General features: G+C 71.8%; 16 protein-coding genes. 5 read left to right on the plus strand and 11 right to left on the minus strand.

The window, feature by feature from the left end:
- Positions 1-129 precede the first annotated feature (129 nt).
- A complete protein-coding gene (locus ML5_RS10275; protein ID WP_236619393.1) occupies positions 130-2439 on the plus strand; it encodes a fibronectin type III domain-containing protein in 2310 nt (769 codons plus the stop codon).
- A gap of 16 nt (positions 2440-2455) precedes the next feature.
- A complete protein-coding gene (locus ML5_RS10280; protein ID WP_013285123.1) occupies positions 2456-3148 on the plus strand; it encodes a hypothetical protein in 693 nt (230 codons plus the stop codon).
- 46 nt (positions 3149-3194) lie between these two features.
- On the opposite strand, the gene ML5_RS10285 is transcribed toward ML5_RS10280, so the two are convergent.
- Complete coding sequence (locus tag ML5_RS10285; RefSeq protein WP_013474628.1) at positions 3195-3656, minus strand: SRPBCC family protein; 462 nt, start codon at positions 3654-3656, stop codon at positions 3195-3197.
- 152 nt (positions 3657-3808) lie between these two features.
- On the opposite strand from ML5_RS10285, the gene ML5_RS10290 reads away from it, so the two are divergent.
- The gene (locus ML5_RS10290) at positions 3809-4672 is read left to right on the plus strand and encodes a DUF6745 domain-containing protein (RefSeq protein ID WP_013474629.1); all 864 of its coding nucleotides are present in this window, start codon (positions 3809-3811) and stop codon (positions 4670-4672) included.
- Positions 4673-4913: 241 nt separating this feature from the next.
- Positions 4914-6149: a cellulose-binding domain-containing protein gene (locus ML5_RS10295; protein ID WP_013474630.1), complete on the plus strand. Its 1236-nt coding sequence runs from the start codon at positions 4914-4916 to the stop codon at positions 6147-6149.
- Between the two features lie 75 nt (positions 6150-6224).
- On the opposite strand, the gene ML5_RS10300 is transcribed toward ML5_RS10295, so the two are convergent.
- On the minus strand, positions 6225-7076 hold the full coding sequence (locus ML5_RS10300; RefSeq protein WP_013285127.1) for a helix-turn-helix transcriptional regulator: 852 nt from the start codon (positions 7074-7076) through the stop codon (positions 6225-6227).
- Between the two features lie 87 nt (positions 7077-7163).
- Between ML5_RS10300 and ML5_RS10305 the strand changes: the two genes are divergently transcribed.
- On the plus strand, positions 7164-7961 hold the full coding sequence (locus tag ML5_RS10305) for an SDR family NAD(P)-dependent oxidoreductase (protein ID WP_013474632.1): 798 nt from the start codon (positions 7164-7166) through the stop codon (positions 7959-7961).
- Positions 7962-7967: 6 nt separating this feature from the next.
- On the opposite strand, the gene ML5_RS10310 is transcribed toward ML5_RS10305, so the two are convergent.
- The 9 genes from ML5_RS10310 to ML5_RS10350 form a co-directional block, all read right to left on the minus strand.
- Positions 7968-8666 carry a DUF4386 domain-containing protein gene (locus ML5_RS10310; protein WP_013474633.1) on the minus strand — a complete coding sequence of 233 codons (699 nt, stop codon included), beginning with the start codon at positions 8664-8666 and terminating at the stop codon, positions 7968-7970.
- A gap of 147 nt (positions 8667-8813) precedes the next feature.
- Positions 8814-9845 carry a hypothetical protein gene (locus tag ML5_RS10315; RefSeq protein WP_236619394.1) on the minus strand — a complete coding sequence of 344 codons (1032 nt, stop codon included), beginning with the start codon at positions 9843-9845 and terminating at the stop codon, positions 8814-8816.
- 53 nt (positions 9846-9898) lie between these two features.
- On the minus strand, positions 9899-11029 hold the full coding sequence (locus tag ML5_RS10320; protein WP_013474634.1) for an SPFH domain-containing protein: 1131 nt from the start codon (positions 11027-11029) through the stop codon (positions 9899-9901).
- A gap of 114 nt (positions 11030-11143) precedes the next feature.
- On the minus strand, positions 11144-12178 hold the full coding sequence (locus ML5_RS10325; protein ID WP_013285132.1) for a glycosyltransferase family 2 protein: 1035 nt from the start codon (positions 12176-12178) through the stop codon (positions 11144-11146).
- Between the two features lie 15 nt (positions 12179-12193).
- Complete coding sequence (locus tag ML5_RS10330) at positions 12194-14020, minus strand: hypothetical protein (protein ID WP_013474635.1); 1827 nt, start codon at positions 14018-14020, stop codon at positions 12194-12196.
- Positions 14021-14108: 88 nt separating this feature from the next.
- Positions 14109-14699 (minus strand): DinB family protein, encoded by a 591-nt coding sequence (locus ML5_RS10335; protein WP_013285134.1) that lies wholly within the window; start codon positions 14697-14699, stop codon positions 14109-14111.
- A 43-nt stretch (positions 14700-14742) separates the two neighbouring features.
- Entirely contained in the window at positions 14743-15159 is a 417-nt protein-coding gene (locus tag ML5_RS10340; RefSeq protein ID WP_013474636.1) for a PPOX class F420-dependent oxidoreductase, read from the minus strand.
- 104 nt (positions 15160-15263) lie between these two features.
- Positions 15264-16388 carry a ricin-type beta-trefoil lectin domain protein gene (locus ML5_RS10345; protein ID WP_013474637.1) on the minus strand — a complete coding sequence of 375 codons (1125 nt, stop codon included), beginning with the start codon at positions 16386-16388 and terminating at the stop codon, positions 15264-15266.
- Between the two features lie 11 nt (positions 16389-16399).
- The gene (locus ML5_RS10350) at positions 16400-18124 is read right to left on the minus strand and encodes a family 43 glycosylhydrolase (RefSeq protein WP_049800137.1); all 1725 of its coding nucleotides are present in this window, start codon (positions 18122-18124) and stop codon (positions 16400-16402) included.
- Positions 18125-18211: the final 87 nt, after the last annotated feature.

Here is an 18211-nt window from a genome sequence, read left to right on the forward strand (position 1 = left end):
AGCGTAGACGACAAAGTATCTCGAATATAGATCGCCGTGACAGGCTCCGCTCGTCATCGACCAATCTCAGTGAGACGGGGCGGCATGTCAGGCTACAGACGTCATCGCTATTTCAGTCGGTCCTTACGCATGACGGCATTCGCCGTCGCGATCCTCCTCCCGCTCAGCATGATCAGCCAGCCGGCATCCGCCCAGGTCGTCACCGAGGCGCAACTGCCGGCATGCGCCGACCCGTCCGTGCCGGACGACGTCAACCACGCGTCCATCCGCCTCGAAGGACCGGCAGCCGGGTCGGAGGTCGCGGTCGACGCGAACGGCAGGATCGCCGTCAACGGCTACGTGCACAAGCAGGCCACGATGGTGGACGTCTCGGTCGAGAAGACCACCTCGACCAGCTTCACCTACGGCCCGCCGCCGGAGGGCGTCACGGACTGGTCGGCCTCCTGGACCGCCAGCATGCGCCCACCGCGACTGGGTCCGGTGAAGGTCTGCACCCGTGCCCAGCGCGAACCCGGCCGCTACGCACGGATCCTGCGCGACATCACCGTGCTGGACCTGATCCCGCCGAGCAGCGTTCCGAACCTGGCGGTCGGCACGATCACGGCCACCGGCGCCAAGGTGACCTGGGGTGCCGCGACCGACAACTACGGTCTCGCCGGATACGAGGTCACCGTCGACGGGGGCACCCCGCATCGGACCACTGTCGGCACCCGCTCGTACTCGATCACCGGACTCCAGCCGTCCAGCAACCACACGGTCTCCGTGGTCGCCGTCGACCTGGCCGGCAACCGGTCGAAGACGCCCGCCACGACGTCCTTCACGACCGACGCCCTGCCGCCGCCGCCCGACGTGGACGCCGGCCTGACCCTGGACCCGGACGAGGGCGGCGCCATGGCCAGCTGGCACCCGAACCCGGCCACCGAGGCGAGCTACCGCGCCTACCTCGACGGCGAAATCTACGACCACTTCGAGCGAGACCAGCTCTGCGAGGACGGCAACGGCAACGTGGCCAGCCCGTGTACGGCGGACAGCGTCATCAAACTCCCGATCGAGCCGCTCGAGGAGTACACGCCGTACGCCTTCCGGGTGGAGGCGCTGAGCGCCGACGGCACTGTGGTGCGGGAACTCGCCGGCGACTTCACCACGATGATCCACGTGGACGAGCTGTCGCCGGCGGTCACGCAGGCCACCGCCAGTGAAGCGTCGCAATGCGCGGGCGCCGGTGGTGACATCTACATCGCGGCCAGCTCGCGTGCGAGTGTGCCGGTGCCCTCCGGCGCCACGCAGATCTTCCTCGGCTGTTACCGGGCAGCCGACACCAGCTGCCTCGACGCCGTCCTGCCACCGTCCGGCGAGAAGCTCGTCGACTGTGCGGACGACCTCACCCGCACGCTGTTCGCCATCGCTCCCTCCGGCCGCGGTCCGGTCATCTCGTCGATCGACGACACGCAGCCCCGGCCGCTGCTGTTGCAGGCGGCTGTGGTGCCGATCGCCTGGTGTCTGAGCAGTGGCGCCTGCGCGACGCTCATCGCTCCCGTCGCGGAGACGGCCGCGGCGGCCGCGGTCGCCCCGGTAGCTGCCGCCAGCATCTCGTGGTGGGTCGTCGGCCTCGGCGGCCTCGGCCTCGGGGCCGCGCTGGGCACGCTGCTCGCCATCCTCTTCCCCGGCACCATCGGCGTCAACGGGCTCATCGAGTACCCGATCTCGCACGACGTCGACTTCGAGCAGTTCGACAACTGGGGCCTGGACGAGGGCGAGTGGTACAACAGCCTGAAGGTCTACGCCGAGGTCATCAAGACGACGAAGCTGGTGGCAAACCAGCGCAACCTGCCCTTCGCCTGGGACTCCACGGAGGACGCGCGCCTCAAGCGGATCATCGACCAGGCATGTACGGCGCAGCGCGGCACCCAGGGCAAGGCCGGATGCGACGACGACATCATCGTCTACGTACCCGGGGCCAAGAACTACAAGGGCGCCGACATGACCGAGACCGGCAAGCACATCGTGGCCGCCATGGGCGACGGCGGATATCCGCAGCCGCCGACCCGGGCGGTGTGGTTCTACCCGGCGCGAAGCGTCGGCGGGCAGGCGGCGCGCGCCAAGGGCCACAGCCGCGGCTGGTTCGGCACCGCGGCGTTCAAACCGAACGCGTGCGACGTACGGGTTCCCGGGCAGACCTGCGACGAGTTCCCGTTCTGGTCGACCGACCAGGCGGTCGACCTGACCGGCCAGGTCGCCAGCCTGAAGCTGGTGTCGACAGCCGAGTCGCTTCCGCAGGCCAACGACATCAACGCGTTCTACGGCAAGTGCAAGGTGAGCGACAAGACCAAGTTCGTCGTGCTGCCGGTGAAGCCGTGGGTCGAGGCCGGCGGCCCGAGCTTCGCCTTCAAGCTCAGCGGCGGCGGGGCTAGCCTGTGCATGACGCCCGTGGCACCGTGAGCCGAGGAGCCTCCTGATGCTCGACGACATGCGCGTACTGCGCGAAGCGGTGCGGGAGTACCGCGTCGCGGCGACTGCTGCCGGCCTCGACTGGCCCGATTCGGGCGAGTCGCCGGCCGGGCCGCCGCCGGACCGGGTGCGCCGGATCTTCGACGTGGACCACGTCGCGGATCAGCTGGCCTGGTTGCAGTCGCAGCGCTGGCCGGACGCGCGGTTGCTCCCGAACGGCGGATGGCGGATGCCGTGGCCGGACGGTGGGGACGCGCTCGACTACCTGGGGCTGTCGATCGGCACGCCGTTCCCCTGGCGGCAGCAACTACCCCTGTTCCACTTCGACTTCCTGCTCTACACGTTCGTCCTCGCGGGCGAGCACGAGGGGGAGATCTGGCGCTACCCGGTGGGGGAGGACGCCTGGGAGTCGGTCCGTGCCGCCCCCAGCCTGGCCGTCCTCTTCGACCAGTGGACCAGGGGAATCGCCGCCGGTGTGGTCCGCTACGACGAGGCGAACAAGTGGCTCGTCGTCGAGGACGCGGACGGGGCACCCGACCTCGACCCGCTGGCCTTCCCGGTGACTCCCGTGGACGAGACGCTGCTGCACGCGCGGCAGCGTGAATGCGGGGCGAGCCCTGTGGCCGACGACGACGGCTTCGAGCACCAGGAACGGCTGCTCGACGCCATCGACGCGGCGAAGGCCACGCTCGGCAGCTAGACCGGCCTGCGGTGGGTGGGCCCCGGCTCACCCACCGCAGCCGCGGTCAGTCCTCGAATCCGGCCGGGTGGGCGTCGCCGACAGCGTTCAGCAGCACACCCTGCTCCAGCAGCGCCTTGCAGGCGCAGAGGACCATGGTGAACCCGCCCATCGAGTCGATCGCCCTGCTCACTGCCTGGTCGGCGGTGCCGGCGAAGCCGGTCTCGGTGATCCGGACCAGCGTGGTGTCGTCCTCACCCGGCAGGAACCGCCACTCGACCTGGGTGGGGGACTCCGGATCCCACTCGGCCAGGATGCGGCGGTTCTCCTCCACGTCCTTGACGGTGACGACGGTGGAGACGCCGTACATCTCCCAGTCCCAGGTGACGACGGCGCCGGGTTCCAGCCGGCCGCTGCTCCTGGTGAACCAGAACCTCGTGGTCACCGCCGGGTCGGCGAACGCCTGGAAGACCTCGGCGGCGGGCCGGCGGATGAGCATCTGCGCGGTGATGACAGGGGGTCGGGTCAAGCGGTCACTGTCCACGGGCAGTGGTGTTCCCTTCTCTCCTGGCCGGGCACTGCGGATTCGGCCACGGTACGGAATTCGCTTGAGCGGTGCCGCGACATGGGTCAGAGTCGTTCCATGATCTCCTACCGGAAGGGCGGCGACGCCCCGGCGCGATGAGCGCCCCCACGCGGCGCGACGACGCCGCGAAGACCCCGCACGACCTGTGGCAGCAGGCGGTCCGGATCCGCCAGGAATGGCTCGACCACGCCCTGTCCACACAGCCGGCCGACAAGCCCACCGCGGAGCGCTGCCTGACCGCCGTCTACGCGAGGGCGTCGCGGCCGCGACCCCGCTTCGAATGGGTCGACTCGCCGGCGAAGGCACTGCCTCTGGTCAGCGGCTGGCCCACACTCGACCGGCTCCACGAGCGCATCCGGGCGGTACGGCCGCCCCGGACACCGCTGCTGGCGAGCGACATCGCCATGGTCGTCTCCCAGCTCCGGGGCGCGCTCAGCGCGGGCGTCGTGCACACCGATCCCGAGCTGTCACCCGCACGCAGGGGCAAGGCCAAGGAGCCGTGGCCCGAGCTGGCGCCGCAGCGGGCGTTCGACGGCGGCGTACCGCTCGCCGTCGTCCTGCACCAGGGGGTACGCGCGGCGCTGCACCGCAGCCTCGCGCACGGGTTCTACCTGCCGGTGCGTGCGGCGCTCGCGGGCGACGGCCCGGTGCCCGTGTGCTGGTACGGGCAGCAGGACGCGTCCTGGATCGCCTACTACGACGTGCTGCGCCGGCTCGGCCTCGCCCGGTACGGGCCGGACGAGGCCGGGCACCTGGACACCTGGGCCGACCTGGCCCGCTCCTGCGGCTGGTGGTGGCCGGGGGAGGAGGTCTGCGTCGTGGTGGACCGGCCACAGGTGATCCGGATCGAGCCGGTCCCCGGCACGCCGCACGACCGGGTCCGGCTGCGACCCGGCGGCGTGCGCTACCGCGACGGCTGGCAACCGCTGCTGAGCGGCGTGGGCGCCGATCCGGGATGACGGGCATCCGCGCGGGCGGAGACCTTGATTGGATAGGCGACGGTAAATAGATTGGGCTCGGGCGCCGCCGAGGTCCGCAGACTGGACCCCGGCGGCTGACCGGGCCGCCTTTCGAGCCGGGCACATCGGTCGTACGCATCGACCACTCACCGTGGCGCACCGCCGCGCCGCATCCTCGCGCACCGTCGCGTCCGCCGAGGACGCGCGCCGCTGCGCCCTGTCCGACGCCGAAGGACTTCCCATGACGATTCTCCGTGCCCGCCCCGCCCCGCTCGTGGCGGCCGTCGCCGCGCTGGCCGCCGTCACCGCGGCCGGTACGGCCCTGCTCACCGGCCCGGCCGCAGCCGCACAGGGCTGCCGGGTCGACTACACACCCAACCAGTGGCCCGGCGGGTTCACCGCGAACATCAAGGTGTCACCGGGTGACACCGCCGTCTCCAGTTGGACGGTCACCTGGACGTACGCCGGGGACGAGCGCGTCACGAACGGCTGGAACGCCACTGTGAGCCAGTCCGGGTCGACGGTGACCGCCCGCAACATGTCGTACAACGGCAGCATCCCGGCCGGCGGCTCGACCGAGTTCGGCGTGCAGGGCACGTACGGCACCGCCGGCGGCGCGCCGACCGGGTTCAGCCTCAACGGCGTACCGTGCAACGGCGCCGGCCCGACCACGCCGCCGCCCACCACGGCGGTGCCGACCACCGCCCCGCCCACGACTGCTCCACCGACCACCCCGCCGCCCACGACGCCACCTCCCACGACGCCGCCGCCGACCACGCCGCCGCCGAGCGGGTGTGCGGGGGCGGTGCTGTGCGACGGCTTCGAGAACCAGACCGGCTCGACGCCGTCGGGTGACTGGAGCGTGGTGAGCCCGGACTGTTCCGGCGCCGGCACGGCCTCCATCGACACGACGACCACGCACAGCGGCAGCCGAGCGGTCCGGATCAACGGTGCCGCCGGGTACTGCAACCACGTGTTCGTCCGGACCACGAAGAACCTCAGCGGCCTGGGCAGCGTCAGGTACGCCCGGATCTGGGTCCGGCACACCACCGCCCAGCCCACCGACCACACCACGATGATCACCATGTCCGACGCCGCCGACGGCAACCGGGACCTGCGGCTGGGCGGCCAGAACGGCGCGCTCCAGTGGAACCGTGCCTCCGACGACGCCACGCTGCCCGAGCAGAGCCCGGCCGGGGTGGCGCAGAGCGTGCCGCTGCCCACCAACCGCTGGGCCTGCCTGGAGTTCATGGTGGACGGCTCCGCCGGCCAGTTGCGTACGTGGCTGGACGGTGTCGCCGTGACCGGGCTGACCGCCGACGGCGTGCCGACGCACGACATCGACGGCCAGTGGTACAACCGCACCTGGCGACCGCAGCTCACCGACCTGAAGCTGGGCTGGGAGAGCTACGGCGGCGGCGCCGACACCCTCTGGTACGACGACGTGGCGATGGGCTCCACCCGGATCGGCTGCTGACCCACCGCGAGTGGAACGTCATGGGTGTCGAACGGGAGCGCGGACACCCATGGCGTTCCACCGAGGGCGGGCGGCTCAGTGCTCGACAGTCATCCGCTGGGTGCCGATCACGGAGAGCAGCCGCAGCGCCTCCTCCGACGGTGAGCCGGGCGTGGCGGTGTAGATGACCACCTGCTGGTCGCGGTCGGTGATGTCGAGGACGTCGCAGTTGACAGTCACCGGCCCGACCAGCGGGTGCCGGAACGTCTTGCACAGCGTCCGCGCGCCGCCCACCTCGTGGGAGGCCCACAGGCGGGCGAACTCCTCGCTCCCGGCGAGCAGCTCCGCGATCAGCGCGGCCATCTCCGGGTCGTCCGGATAGCGGGCCGCCGCGGCACGCAACCGCCCGACCGAGTGGCGGGCGAACTCGCCCACGTCCGACACGTCGTACAGCCCCGCGCCGTGCAGGTGCGGGCCGAGGAACGCCCGGCGGACCAGGTTGCGGTCCCGCCGGGGCACTGCGGAGAAGTCCTCCATGAGCGCCGCCGCGAGGTCGTTCCAGGCGATCACCTCGAACGCCGCCGAGGTCACGAACGCCGCCGCCTGCGGCAGCCGGTGCAGCAGGTCCAGCACGCTCTGCCGTACCTCCCGGGGTGGCCCGGACGGCGGCGCGGGCGGCGCCCCGGCCAGGTGGTGGAGGTGGTCGCGTTCGGCGTCGGACAGCCGCAGCGCGCGGGCCAGCCCGGCCAGCACCTCCCGCGACGGACGCGGACCCCGGCCCTGCTCCAGCCTGGTGTAGTACTCGGTGGAGATGAACGCCAGCCGCGCCGCTTCCTCGCGGCGCAGTCCCGGGGTGCGGCGACGCCGTCCGGCGGGCAGGCCCACGTCGGCCGGGGTGATCCGCTCCCGCCTGCTGCGCAGGAACACTGCCAGCTCACGTCGGTCCACGACCCCAGTGTGCCCTCGTGCGGCGGCGCGTATCCAGGTACCGGCGGTACCTGGATGGGCTCCGCGACCGGACGCAGGCTTGCCGGCATGGACACCACACGAACCGACACGATCGTCCACCCGACCGCCGGCCTGCTGGCCGGCAAGGTCGCCTTCATCACCGGCGCCGGGCGCGGCATCGGCGCCGCGGCGGCCCGGCTGTTCGCCGCCGAGGGCGCCCGGGTGCTGCTCGCCGCCCGGACCGAGGAGCAGTTGAAGGCGGTCACCGAGCAGGTCCGGGCCGCCGGCGGCACCGCCGAGTACGTGGTCTGCGACCTGGCCGACGCGGCCAGCGTGCGCGCCGCCGTCGACCGCACGGTCGAGGTGTACGGCCGCCTCGACGTCGCCTTCAACAACGGCGCGACGATCGTGCCGCCCGGACCGATGGACCGGGTACGCGAAGACGACTTCGACCACGTCTACACCGTCAACCTCAAGGGACCGTGGCTCGCCATGGTCGCCGAGGTCGCCGCGATCCGGGCCACGGCGGGCACCGGCGCGATCGTCAACAACTCCAGCGTCGGCAGCCTGATGGGCAACCCCGCACTGCCCGCGTACGGGGCGATGAAGCGCGCGGTGAACAGCCTCACCGAGTCCGCGGCGATCACCTACGGGCCGGAGGGCATCCGCGTCAACGCGATCGCCCCGGGCAGCACGCTCACCGAGATGATGCGCTCCTGGGACGCGGAGTCGCCCGGCATCATCGACCGGCTCGCGGCCGCCAGCCCGTTGCGCCGGGCCGCCGAACCGGACGAGATCGCCCAGGCCGCCGCCTGGCTGCTCAGCGACCGCGCCTCCTTCGTCACCGGTACGGTGCTGCGGGTCGACGGCGGCGCGCGGGCCTGACCCGGCTCAGACGGCGGCGGCCTGGACCGGACGGGGCTCGACCGCGCCGTCCGTCACGGGGGAGGGCCGGAAGCCCTTGACGACCAGGTAGACGCCGAGCGAGAACTCCCACACCGCGATGGGGAGCGCGGCGACCGCCGCCACCGCTGACAGCCGGTCCCACGCGCCGAACAGGGTGCCCAGGTCGGAGGCGACGAGCAGTGGCGCGCCGACGAGCCCGAGCACCGGCAGCACGCGCGGCACGAGGCGGGACTGGTAGAGCAGGGTGCCCAGCAGCAGCGCGTTCACGGCGGGCAGGAAGCCCTGGCTGAGCAGGAAGACCGAGTCGTAGAACGCGACGAGCGCGCGTCCGGTGACGAGCGCGTCCGGTCCGGCGTCGGACTCCCGCAGCGCGACGAGCGTCAGGATGCTCGCGACGCCGACGAGGATGCCCGCGGCTTCGAGCACCCGGGCGCCGACGAAGCCCAGCGCCCGGGCCGGACCCTGGCGCGTGAGCACCGGGTACAGCGCGACGGAGGTGCCGATGCAGGCGAGCGCGACGATCATCTCCAGGACGCCGCCGAGGACGACCGGAGCCTGCGAGGTGGTGCCGAGGACGTAGTCCGACTCGCGGACCGGGGCGTACAGGGCCACGGTGGGGATCGAGACGAAGGTGAGCAGATAGGCGCCGCCCGCGACCAGCGAGGTCTTCCGCAGTGAGTCCATCGGGGCCTCCCTCCGTCGCCGCCCGGCCGATGGTGGTGATGCCCTCACTCTGCTGTGGACCCGCGCGGCGGCACATCGGCCGCTCGGGCAGTCACCTCGCGCGATGCGCACGGGCCACCGGTGCGGCACACCGGTGGCCCGTGCGCGTCAGCGGCTCATCGCGTACGCCACCACGAGCGCGACGAGCGCCAGCGCGGCCAGCACCGCCGCCACGATCTTCGCCGTGCTGTAGGGACGCTCGCCGATGACCTCACCGGTCCGCGCGTTCACCAGAACCTGGTACGACCGGCCCGCGTGCAGGTACGCGGCGATCCACACCGGCAGCAGGACCAGCTTGTACGACACGTCGGAGTACGTGGTGTCCACGGCGGACACCCGCTGCTCGTCACCGCCGATGTCCGACCGGCAGTCCCCCTCGATGACCGGCGCCATCCGCGCCTTCGCCTCGGTCAGGCCCGCCTCGGGCTCGGTGTCGTACCGCAGCGCCTGGTATCCGGCCAGGTAGTCGCCGTGGTACGCGGCCGCCTCGGTCAGCGGCCACGGCGCCAGCTTGTCCAGTTGCTCGGTGGGCAGGTGGGTGGTGGCCGGCACCAGCACGTCGTCGAAGTCCCGGCGTACGGTGCCGGCGGCCGGATGCCACCGGGTGTGCCGCACCTGCCGGGTCCGCGTCTCCTGCCTGCCGTCGACTGTCACCGTGTACGTCTCGGTGACGTAGTAGTGCTCGCCCCGCTGACCCTGGTAGTCCGACACGGTCCGCGCGTCGAACGTCCAGTGCGGCAGGTACGTGCCCTTGAGCGTCTCCGCCTCGCTGATCTTCTTCAGGCTCCCGGGCGCGAACCAGCGGCTGCGGCACCACTGGCCCAGGGCCGTCCGCACACCGTTGCGGTCGACGGCGAACGGCAGCACCGCCTCCGGCGCGATCAGCTCACCCGCCCCGGCGTCGGCCACCAGGGGAGCCGCGCAGAACTGGCAGCGCTGCGCCAGCGCGTCGCTCTCGGTCCGGGCGCCGCAGCCCGGGCAGACGAACGTGTGCGCCCCGACGCTCGCCACCGGCTTGCGGGGCAGCGACGCCAGTTCCGCGTACGCGTGCTCACGCACCTCCCGGCCGGCGCCGGCGATCTCCTGCCGGTGCCCGCAGTACGGGCAGCTCAGCGCGGTCGTGCCGGGCGCGAACTCCACCCGGGCGCCGCACCCCCCGCACTGGTAGGAGGGCGGCGAGACAGCCGTGTCGCTCATTGCGGCGGCAGCGGCGGCGGGACGCTGGCGAGCACCGACGCCAGCTCGGGCACCTGCCCGGCGGGCTGCCACTGCGCCATCCCGGTACGCCAGACGAGCGTGTCCGCGTCGAGCGCGCCCGCGTTCGCCTGCTCGGCCAGCGCGCCGAGGTCGTACGGGCCCTGCCGCTGGCCGCCGACGCCGACGTACCACTGGGCCTGGCCCGGCAGCGGCGGCGGCTCGGCGGCGGCCGGCTGCGCGGGGGCGGGCTGCGGCGGCTGCGTGGCCGCGCCTCCGCCCATCGACCGGGCCATCTGCTGGCCCATCGCCATGCCCAGGCCCAGGCCGATGCCCGCGCCCGCCTCGCCACCCGGGTTGTTCGCCGCGGCCTCCATCGCGTTCGCGGCCTGGAAACGGGTGTACCGGTCCAGGTCGCCGACAGCGCCCATGCTGGTCCGCTTGTCCAGCGCCTGCTCGACCTCCGGCGGCACCGACACGTTCTCGATGACGAACTTGGGGATCGCGATTCCGACCTCGGCCAGTTCCTCGGTCAGCACGGCGGCCAGCCGCCGGCCGATCGCGTCCTGGTGCGCGGCGAGGTCCAGCAGCGGCACCCCGGCCGTGGCGAGCGCGCCGCCCAGGCGTCCCACCATGAGCTGCCGCAGGTATTCCTGCACCTCCTCGGTGCGGAACTGCGGATCGGTGCCGACCAGTTCCCGCAGCAGCCGCGACGCGTCCACCACGCGGGCCGCGAAGGCGCCGAACGCCCGTACCCGGACCACGCCGAACTCGGCGTCGCGCAGGATGACCGGGTTCTGGGTGCCCCACTTCATGTCGGTGAACTGCCGGGTGTTGACGAAGTACACCTCGGCCTTGAACGGCGAGTTGAAGCCGTACTTCCAGCCCTTCAGCGTGGACAGGATCGGCAGGTTGCGGGTCTCCAGCGTGTACGTCCCGGGTTCGAAGACGTCGGCGATCTTCCCCTCGTTGACGAACACCGCCGTCTGGGACTCCCGGACGACCAGTTTGGCGCCCATCTTGATCTCGTTCTGATACCGGGGGAATCGCCAGACCATCGTGTCGCGGCTGTCGTCCAACCACTCGATGATGTCGATGAGTTCGCCCCGGAGCTTGTCCATCAGCCCCATCGCAACCCTTTCCTCGGCGCCGGTCTCCGGCGTCGCGGGCGACCATAGCAACCGCCCGCCACCTGCGAAAAGAGAACGATTCTGCGCCTATCGGCGCCCACCGATCGGGGTCGCTCAGCCGGTTTCGCCGGCCATCGATTCGCCGGTGGCCGTACGCTGCTCCGGAATCCGGGACGCCCGGCCGGGGGTGTCGACGACGCGTTCGGTCTCCTGCACCAGATAGTGCGGACGGCGCTTCGTCTCGTAGTAGATCCGGCCGATGTACTCGCCGATCACCCCGAGAATCATCATCTGGATGCCGCCGAGCCCGATCACGCTGACGATGATGGTGGTGTAGCCGGGCACGTCGATGCCCTTCTCCACGGCGTCGGCGACGACCCAGGCCATGTAGCCCACCGCGATGAGCGTGAGGAACAGTCCGCCGTAGATCGCCAGGCGCAGCGGCCGGTTGTTGAACGACAGCAGGCCGTCGAACGCGTAGTTGAACAGCTTGCCGAACGTCCAGCGGCTCTGCCCGGCCTGCCGGGTCTCGTTGCGGTGCGCCACCACGGCGGTGCGGAAGCCGATCCAGGAGAACAGGCCCTTGGAGAAGCGGTTGTACTCCGGCATCGCCAGGATCGCGTTCACCGCGAGCCGGGACAGCAGCCGGAAGTCACCGGCGCCGTCGAGCAGGCGGACGTCTATCCACCAGTTGACCAGCCGGTAGAAGGATCGCGAGGCGACCATCCGGATGAACCGGTCACCGCGGCGGTCCCGGCGGGCGATCACCTGGTCGAACCCCTGGCGGTAGAGCATCACCATCTCGGGCAGCAGCCGCGGCGGGTGTTGCAGGTCGGCGTCCATGATGACGACCGCGTCGCCGGTGGCCCGGCGCAGGCCGGCGAGCATGGCCGCCTCCTTGCCGAAGTTGCGGCTCAGCGACGTGTAGCAGACGGCCGGGTCGGCCGCGGCGAGCCGGCGCAGCGCCGCCAGCGTGCCGTCCTCGCTGCCGTCGTCGACGTACACCACCTCGACGTCCACGTCGGTCAGCTCGGCGAGCGCGGCGCTGAGCATCTCGTGCAGCCGCTCCACCGACGCTTCCTCGTTGAAGCAGGGCACCACCACCGACAACCGCACGGTGCTCACCCCGCCCGGCCCGGACACACGCATCCGGCGCCCACGCCGTCAGAGGCGGTAGACAAGCGTGCCATCGACATCCTCCCGGGTGATGCCCAGCCCGTCGACCGGCCGGTTCTCGATGCCCTCCCACGGCGTTCCCGCCGCGCGGCTCGGCACCGCGACGACCGACCGCACGCCGATCCCGCGCAGGTAGGCCACGCTGCCCGCGTCGGGGAACGTCGCCACGGCGACCCGCGTCTGGGCCTGGGTGACCGGCTCGAAGCCGCCGAGCCCGTTGGTGATCCGGGGGAACCCGTCGGTGGACCACAGCATGTAGTTCAGATCGCCCACCCCGCCGGCCGGCAGCACCAGCATCGGTTCCGGCGCGGTCCGCATCGCGGCCGGTGGCGTCGGCACGGTCGGGTGCGGCGTGCGGTTGACGCCCTCCAGCGTGACCAGGGCGAGCGGCACCAGCAGGACCAGCGCCGCCGCGGCCCGGGACACGCGTGCGGCCGCGGGCCGGCGCCACGACTCGGCCAGCGCCGTCACCAGCCCGGCCGCCAGCACGGCGAGCAGCAGGCTGGTCCAGTGCATCATCCGGCCCGGGGTACGCAACGCGTCCCAGCCCGGCAGGAGGTTGGACAACGTCAGGTAGCCGGGGTCGCCGTCCCCGCCGAGCGTGGCGCCCAGGCCCAGCAGCACGGTGCCGGCCACGCCGAGCCCCAGCGCGATCCGGTGCCGCACCGGGAACGCCGAGACGAACAGCCCCGCCGCGGCCAGCCCGATCAGCGTCATGCCGGGTAGCAGCGCCATCTCCGGCGGCCAGGACAGCTGCTCGCGGGCGGCGGCGTGCCGTTCCCCCCACAGCCACGAGTCGCCCGGCGCGGTGACGAACCCGATCAGCGGCGGGGAGAACATCTTGGTCCAGTCCAGCGAGCGGACGGCCTGCGGGTTGAGGTCGACCACGCGCAGGTAGACCAGACCGAGCAGCAGCGTCACGGTGCCGAACACGGCGCCGCCGGCCAGGTCCGCGACGAGCAGCCGCCGGCCGAACGGGGGGCGCTCCCGCTTGCGCCACCAGGACCAGCCGTAGCAGCCGGCCGCCACCAGCACGGCGGCCAGCAGGAAGTAGACGAGCGGCAGCCCGATGCCGAAGCCGAGCGTCACCTGCCAGGCCGCGACGAGCCACCCGGCCACCGCCCAGCCGTGCCGGCGGCGCTCCGGCCGGTATCCGTGACGCAGCGACCAGCCGTGGCCACGCGCCAGCATCGCCAGCGCCAGCGCGATCCCGCCGCTGGACAGGATGTTCAGGTGGCCGGAGTGCGCCAGCCGCCAGGGCGCGTACGCCCACGCGATCCCGGCGACCGCACCGCCCCAGCGGTTGGCGCCGAGCTGCCGGGCCAGCGCGTACGCCCCGAGGAACGCCAGCGCGTGCAGCAGCACGTAGAGCACGTTGTAGCGGATCACAGCGGCCTCGAAGCCGGAGCCGAGCATCCCGAACGGGGCGTACCCGAGCAGCGTGTCGCTGTAGGCGTAGGTGTAGCGCTCCGGATAGAACGTGTTCGAGTTCCAGAGGTTGGCCGGGTCGCTGAGCAGGGCGTGCCCCGACCAGGCGACCTGCCACGCCTGCAACGTCGGGTCGCCGAGGTCGCCGGGGATCGTGGTCGCCGGGTGCCGCATCGTCGGCCAGGTCAGCACCACCGCCAGCAGCAGGCTGCCCAGGATCGCCAGCGTCCACTCCGGGTTCGGCCGCCACCGGCGTCTGCCGTCCGAGGGACGCCCGTCGGAGGGGCGGTCGTCCGAGGGGCGGTCGTCCGAGGGCGGCTCGGCGGGAGGCCGCGCGGGACCGGTGTCCTCAGCGGCCGGCGGGGCGACGGCGGGCCGGATTTTCATGGGATAGATGCTTCACGATGCTGCTGGTCCTGTCGATCCGCTGTCCGAAATGTGGTTGAAACTTCCGGCCGGAATACCGGAAGGCCGGCTACTCGAACCGGTCGGCGAGCGCCGACAGCTTACTGACGTACGCCGGCCAGTCGTAGCCCTCGGGAACGTTCCGGTTGTCCCGCCCCAGCCCGATCGCCGCGTCGTGCTGCTCGCGCATGACGTCGGCGTGCCCGGCGTGCCGGGCCAGGTCGACGCAGACGTGCACGATGACATGGTGCAGTGTCACGTCCTGCCGGCCCGGCTGCCACCACGGCACCCGCCCCGGCGCGTCCAGCGGCAGCGTCTCGATCGTCTCGTCCGCGAACGCCCCGACGCGGCGGTACAGGTCGATCAGCCCGTCCTTTGTCTCGTCGGCCCGGGCGTACCAGTCCGCCTGCGGGTCGCCGTCGAACGCGTCGTCCGGAACCAGTTCCCCGGGGGTGGGGAACTCGCGGCCGAACGTGGTCCCGAAGTAGCCGGCCTCGACGTTCAGGCAGTGCTTGAGCAGGCCCAGGAAGTTGTTGCCGGTCGCGGTGCGGGGAAGCCGGGCCTCACGTTCGCTCAGCCCGTCGAGCTTCCAGATCAGATTCTCCCGGATCGCGCGCAGGTAGTGGTGCAGCGTTGCCTTCGGGTCGTACGGCTCACTCATGCCCGACACTCTTCCGCATGGGTCGGACATCGTGGGGGCGCCGTCAGCCGGTCTGGCTGTTGTCCTTGTGCGCGCCCCACCCGTGCCAGCGCTCGATCTCGATCCAGGCGCTGACCCGGTTGCGGTCCCGCCGGGGGTACGGCCGCCCGGTGTAGTGCTGCGAGATCCGGTCGATGTCCGCCAGGCCGTCGTCGTCGCGCAACTCGGCGACGCGCCCGATGAGGCTGACGTGGGTGTACCAGTTCTCCTCGTCCAGCACGGTCAGGGAGACCCGGGGATCGCTGCGCAGGTGCGCCAGCCGGCGGCGGCCCTCGTCCATGTTCACCAGGACGCGGCCGTCCTCCCACAGGTACCAGGTGGCCGCGGACACCGGCTGGCCGTCGCGCAGCGTGGCGATGACGGCCGGGTTCGGCTTGCGCAGCATGGCGACGGCGGGCTCGGGCAGCGGCGGCTTCGACATGGCTCTCACTCTACGTACCGGCCGGGTTCGCCGCTGGTCATGCGGACGGCGCCGCCCGGACGGGCTCCCCGGCGGCGTCCGCCGGGGAGCCCGTCGCACGCCGGTCAGGCGCGTGCGCTCCACTGCTGGTTGGTGCCGCCGTGGCAGTCCCAGAGGTTGATCCTGGTCCCGTTGGCGGTGCCGTAGCCGGCCGCGTCCAGGCAGCGCCCGGACTGGACGCCGCTGATCGTGCCGTTGGCGTTGAGGTTCCACTGCTGGTTGGGCTGGCCGTTGCAGTCCCAGATGATCACGCTGGTGCCGTTCGCGGTGCCCCGCCCACTCGCGTCGAGGCACTTGTTGCCAAGCACCTGCAACTGCTTGGCCGAGGTGTAGGTCCAGCGCTGCATGGTGCCGCCCCAGCAGTCGTACAGCTGCACCGCGGTGCCGTTCGTGGTGCTGCCGTTCGGCACGTCCAGGCACCGGCCCGAGCCGGCGCCGACGAGCTGCACGTTCTGGTACGTGCCGCCGCCGCTGCCGGGGGTGCCGATGCTGCCGGACACCGACTGCAACGCGCGGTACCAGACCGCTGCCATCTTGTCGTAGCCGGTGGCGGTCGGGTGGATGCCGTCGATCAGGTCGGCGGTGGTCAGCGCCGAGTGCTGGTCGACCAGGTGGACCCGCTTGCCGGCGTTCACCTTCGACTGCACGATGCCGGGCAGCGCGGCGTTGAACGTGCGCACCGCCGCCGCCTGGCCGGAGTTGGCGAGCGGGATGATCTGCGCGACGAACACGTCCGCGTTCGGCGCCGTGGTGGTGATGCGGTCGATGAGCGAGGAGAGCCGGTTCGGCGCGGTCGAGACGTTGTAGTTCTGCAGGATGTCGTTGGTGCCGATGTGCAGCAGCACGGTGCGCGGCTGGTAGGCGTTCAGCCAGCCGGTGATGTTGGCGTCGATCTGGTCGATGCGCCAGCCGGGGTGGCCCTCGTGGTCGTGGTCGCCGAGGTTGCCCGGCCCGTTGAACTGCGAGCCGACCAGGTCGACCCGGTAGCCGCCGCCGGCCAGCCGCTGCCACAGGCCGATCCGGTAACCGCCCGGCACCTGGGTGCCCTCGGTGATGGAGTCACCGAGCGGCATCACCCGGGTGCCGCCGTTGGACTCCGCGCCCGCCGGGCCGGCGGGCGTCAGCACGCCGGCGGCCAGCAGCGCCAGCGCGGCGCCCGCGGTGAGCCATCTCCTCGCTCCGGTACGCATGAACGCTCCTCTCACGGGCTGGTGCAGGTCAGGGACGGGGTGGACGGTGAGCCGTCGGCGATGAAGCCGAACGTGGTCGAGCCGGACGCGGGCACGGAGCCGTTGTACGCCGCGTTGCGGACGGTCGCCGTGGATCCGCTGGTGCTCAGCGTGCCGCTCCAGACCTGGCTGATGCTCTGACCACCGGCGAGGTTCCACCGCACCGACCAGCCGTTGAGCGCCGCGGCGCCCGCGGTGACCGTCACCTCGGCCTGGAAACCGCCGGACCAGGAGTTGGTGGTGCGGTAGGTCGCGGTGCAGGCGTCGCCGGTCGGCGGCGGCGTGCTGGGCGGCGGGGGAGAGGAGGGTGGCGGGGTCGACGGGGGGACCGGCGGCGGGGTGCCGCTGAGGCCGGAGGTGAACCACCAGTGGTCGATGTTGAACAGCGAGCCGCTGCCGCCGGTGAACCGCAGGTAGAGGTCGTGGGTGCCGGTGGCGCCGCTGACCGGGCAGCTCGGGTTGGTCCAGGTCTGCCAGTCGCCGGTGGGGGTCACCTGGCAGGTGCCCACCAGCGGGCCGGTCACGCTGTCCAGGCGCAGCTCGATGGACCCCCCGCTGCCGGCCGAGGCCACCATGGCGGTGAACTTGGTCGCGCCGGCGCCGAAGGCCACGCCCTTGACCTTGATGTAGTCCCCGTTGTCGATGTAGCCGACGTTCCTCCCGCCCAGGGAGGACGCCTCGGTCTCGACCCCCTGCCCCCAGGCCATCGTCTCGGCCTCCTGCCGGGAGTACGGGTTCACGGTGCCGACCTGCGGGGCGCCGGTGGTGGTCATGTTGATCGTGGGGATCGAGCCGTCAGCGCCGTAGGAGAACTTCTCCACCGCCACCGACCTGGTGAAACCGCCGCCGCCGGGCAACGCGCCGTTGTGGTAGAAGAAGTACGAGTTGCCCTTGAAGTCGATGATCCCGGGGTGGTTGGTGAAGCTGCTGCCCTGGGTCGGCATGATCGTCCCGCGGTACGTCCACGGGCCCAGCGGCCCGGGAGCGGTCGAGTAGGCGACGAACTCCGAGCAGCACCTGGCCGCGAACGCCATGTAGTAGAGGCCGTTGCGCTTGTACACCCACGGCCCCTCCTCGTAGAGGGTCGGCCGGTTCGCGTCACCGGTCCGCGCCCCGAAGCCCGCGGTGGTCAGCGGGATCTGGGTGGGGCTGCCGGAGTACGAGGTCATGTCCGCGTTCAGCTTCACGTACCACAGTCGCGGGTTGCCCCAGTACAGGTACGCCTGGCCGTCGTCGTCGATGAACACCGTCGGGTCGATCTCGCCGTTGCTCACCAGCGGACGCCCGATGGCGTCACGGAACGGCCCGGTGGGGCTGTCCGCCACCGCCACCCCGATGCCCATCTGGCCGGTCGCCCGGACGACCATCGGCACGTACCAGTAGAACTTGCCGTTGCGCTGGACCGCCTGGCCGGCCCACGCGTCCTGCTTGGCCCAGCTGAACGTGGCGAGGCTGAGCGGCGACCCGTGGTCGGTCCAGTTCACCATGTCGTCGGACGAGAAGACCCGCCACTCCTTCATGGTGAACCAGGTCGAGTTGTCCTCGTCGTGGCCGGTGTAGAGGTAGACGCGGCCGTCGTGGACCAGCGGGGCCGGGTCGGCCGTGTAGATCGTCTGCACGATCGGGTTGTCCGCCCGGGCGACGGTCGGGGTCAGCCCTCCGGCGATGACCGGGGCCAGCCCCAGCAGGGCGAGCATGGTCACGGCCAGCGCGAGCCATCGTCTGGTCCGGCGGTCGGGTCTCCATAGCGTTGAGGTCACAGGTCGTCTCCCCGGTAGGCCGCG

It is taken from the genome of Micromonospora sp. L5 (genome assembly GCF_000177655.2).
Classification (GTDB): domain Bacteria; phylum Actinomycetota; class Actinomycetes; order Mycobacteriales; family Micromonosporaceae; genus Micromonospora; species Micromonospora aurantiaca.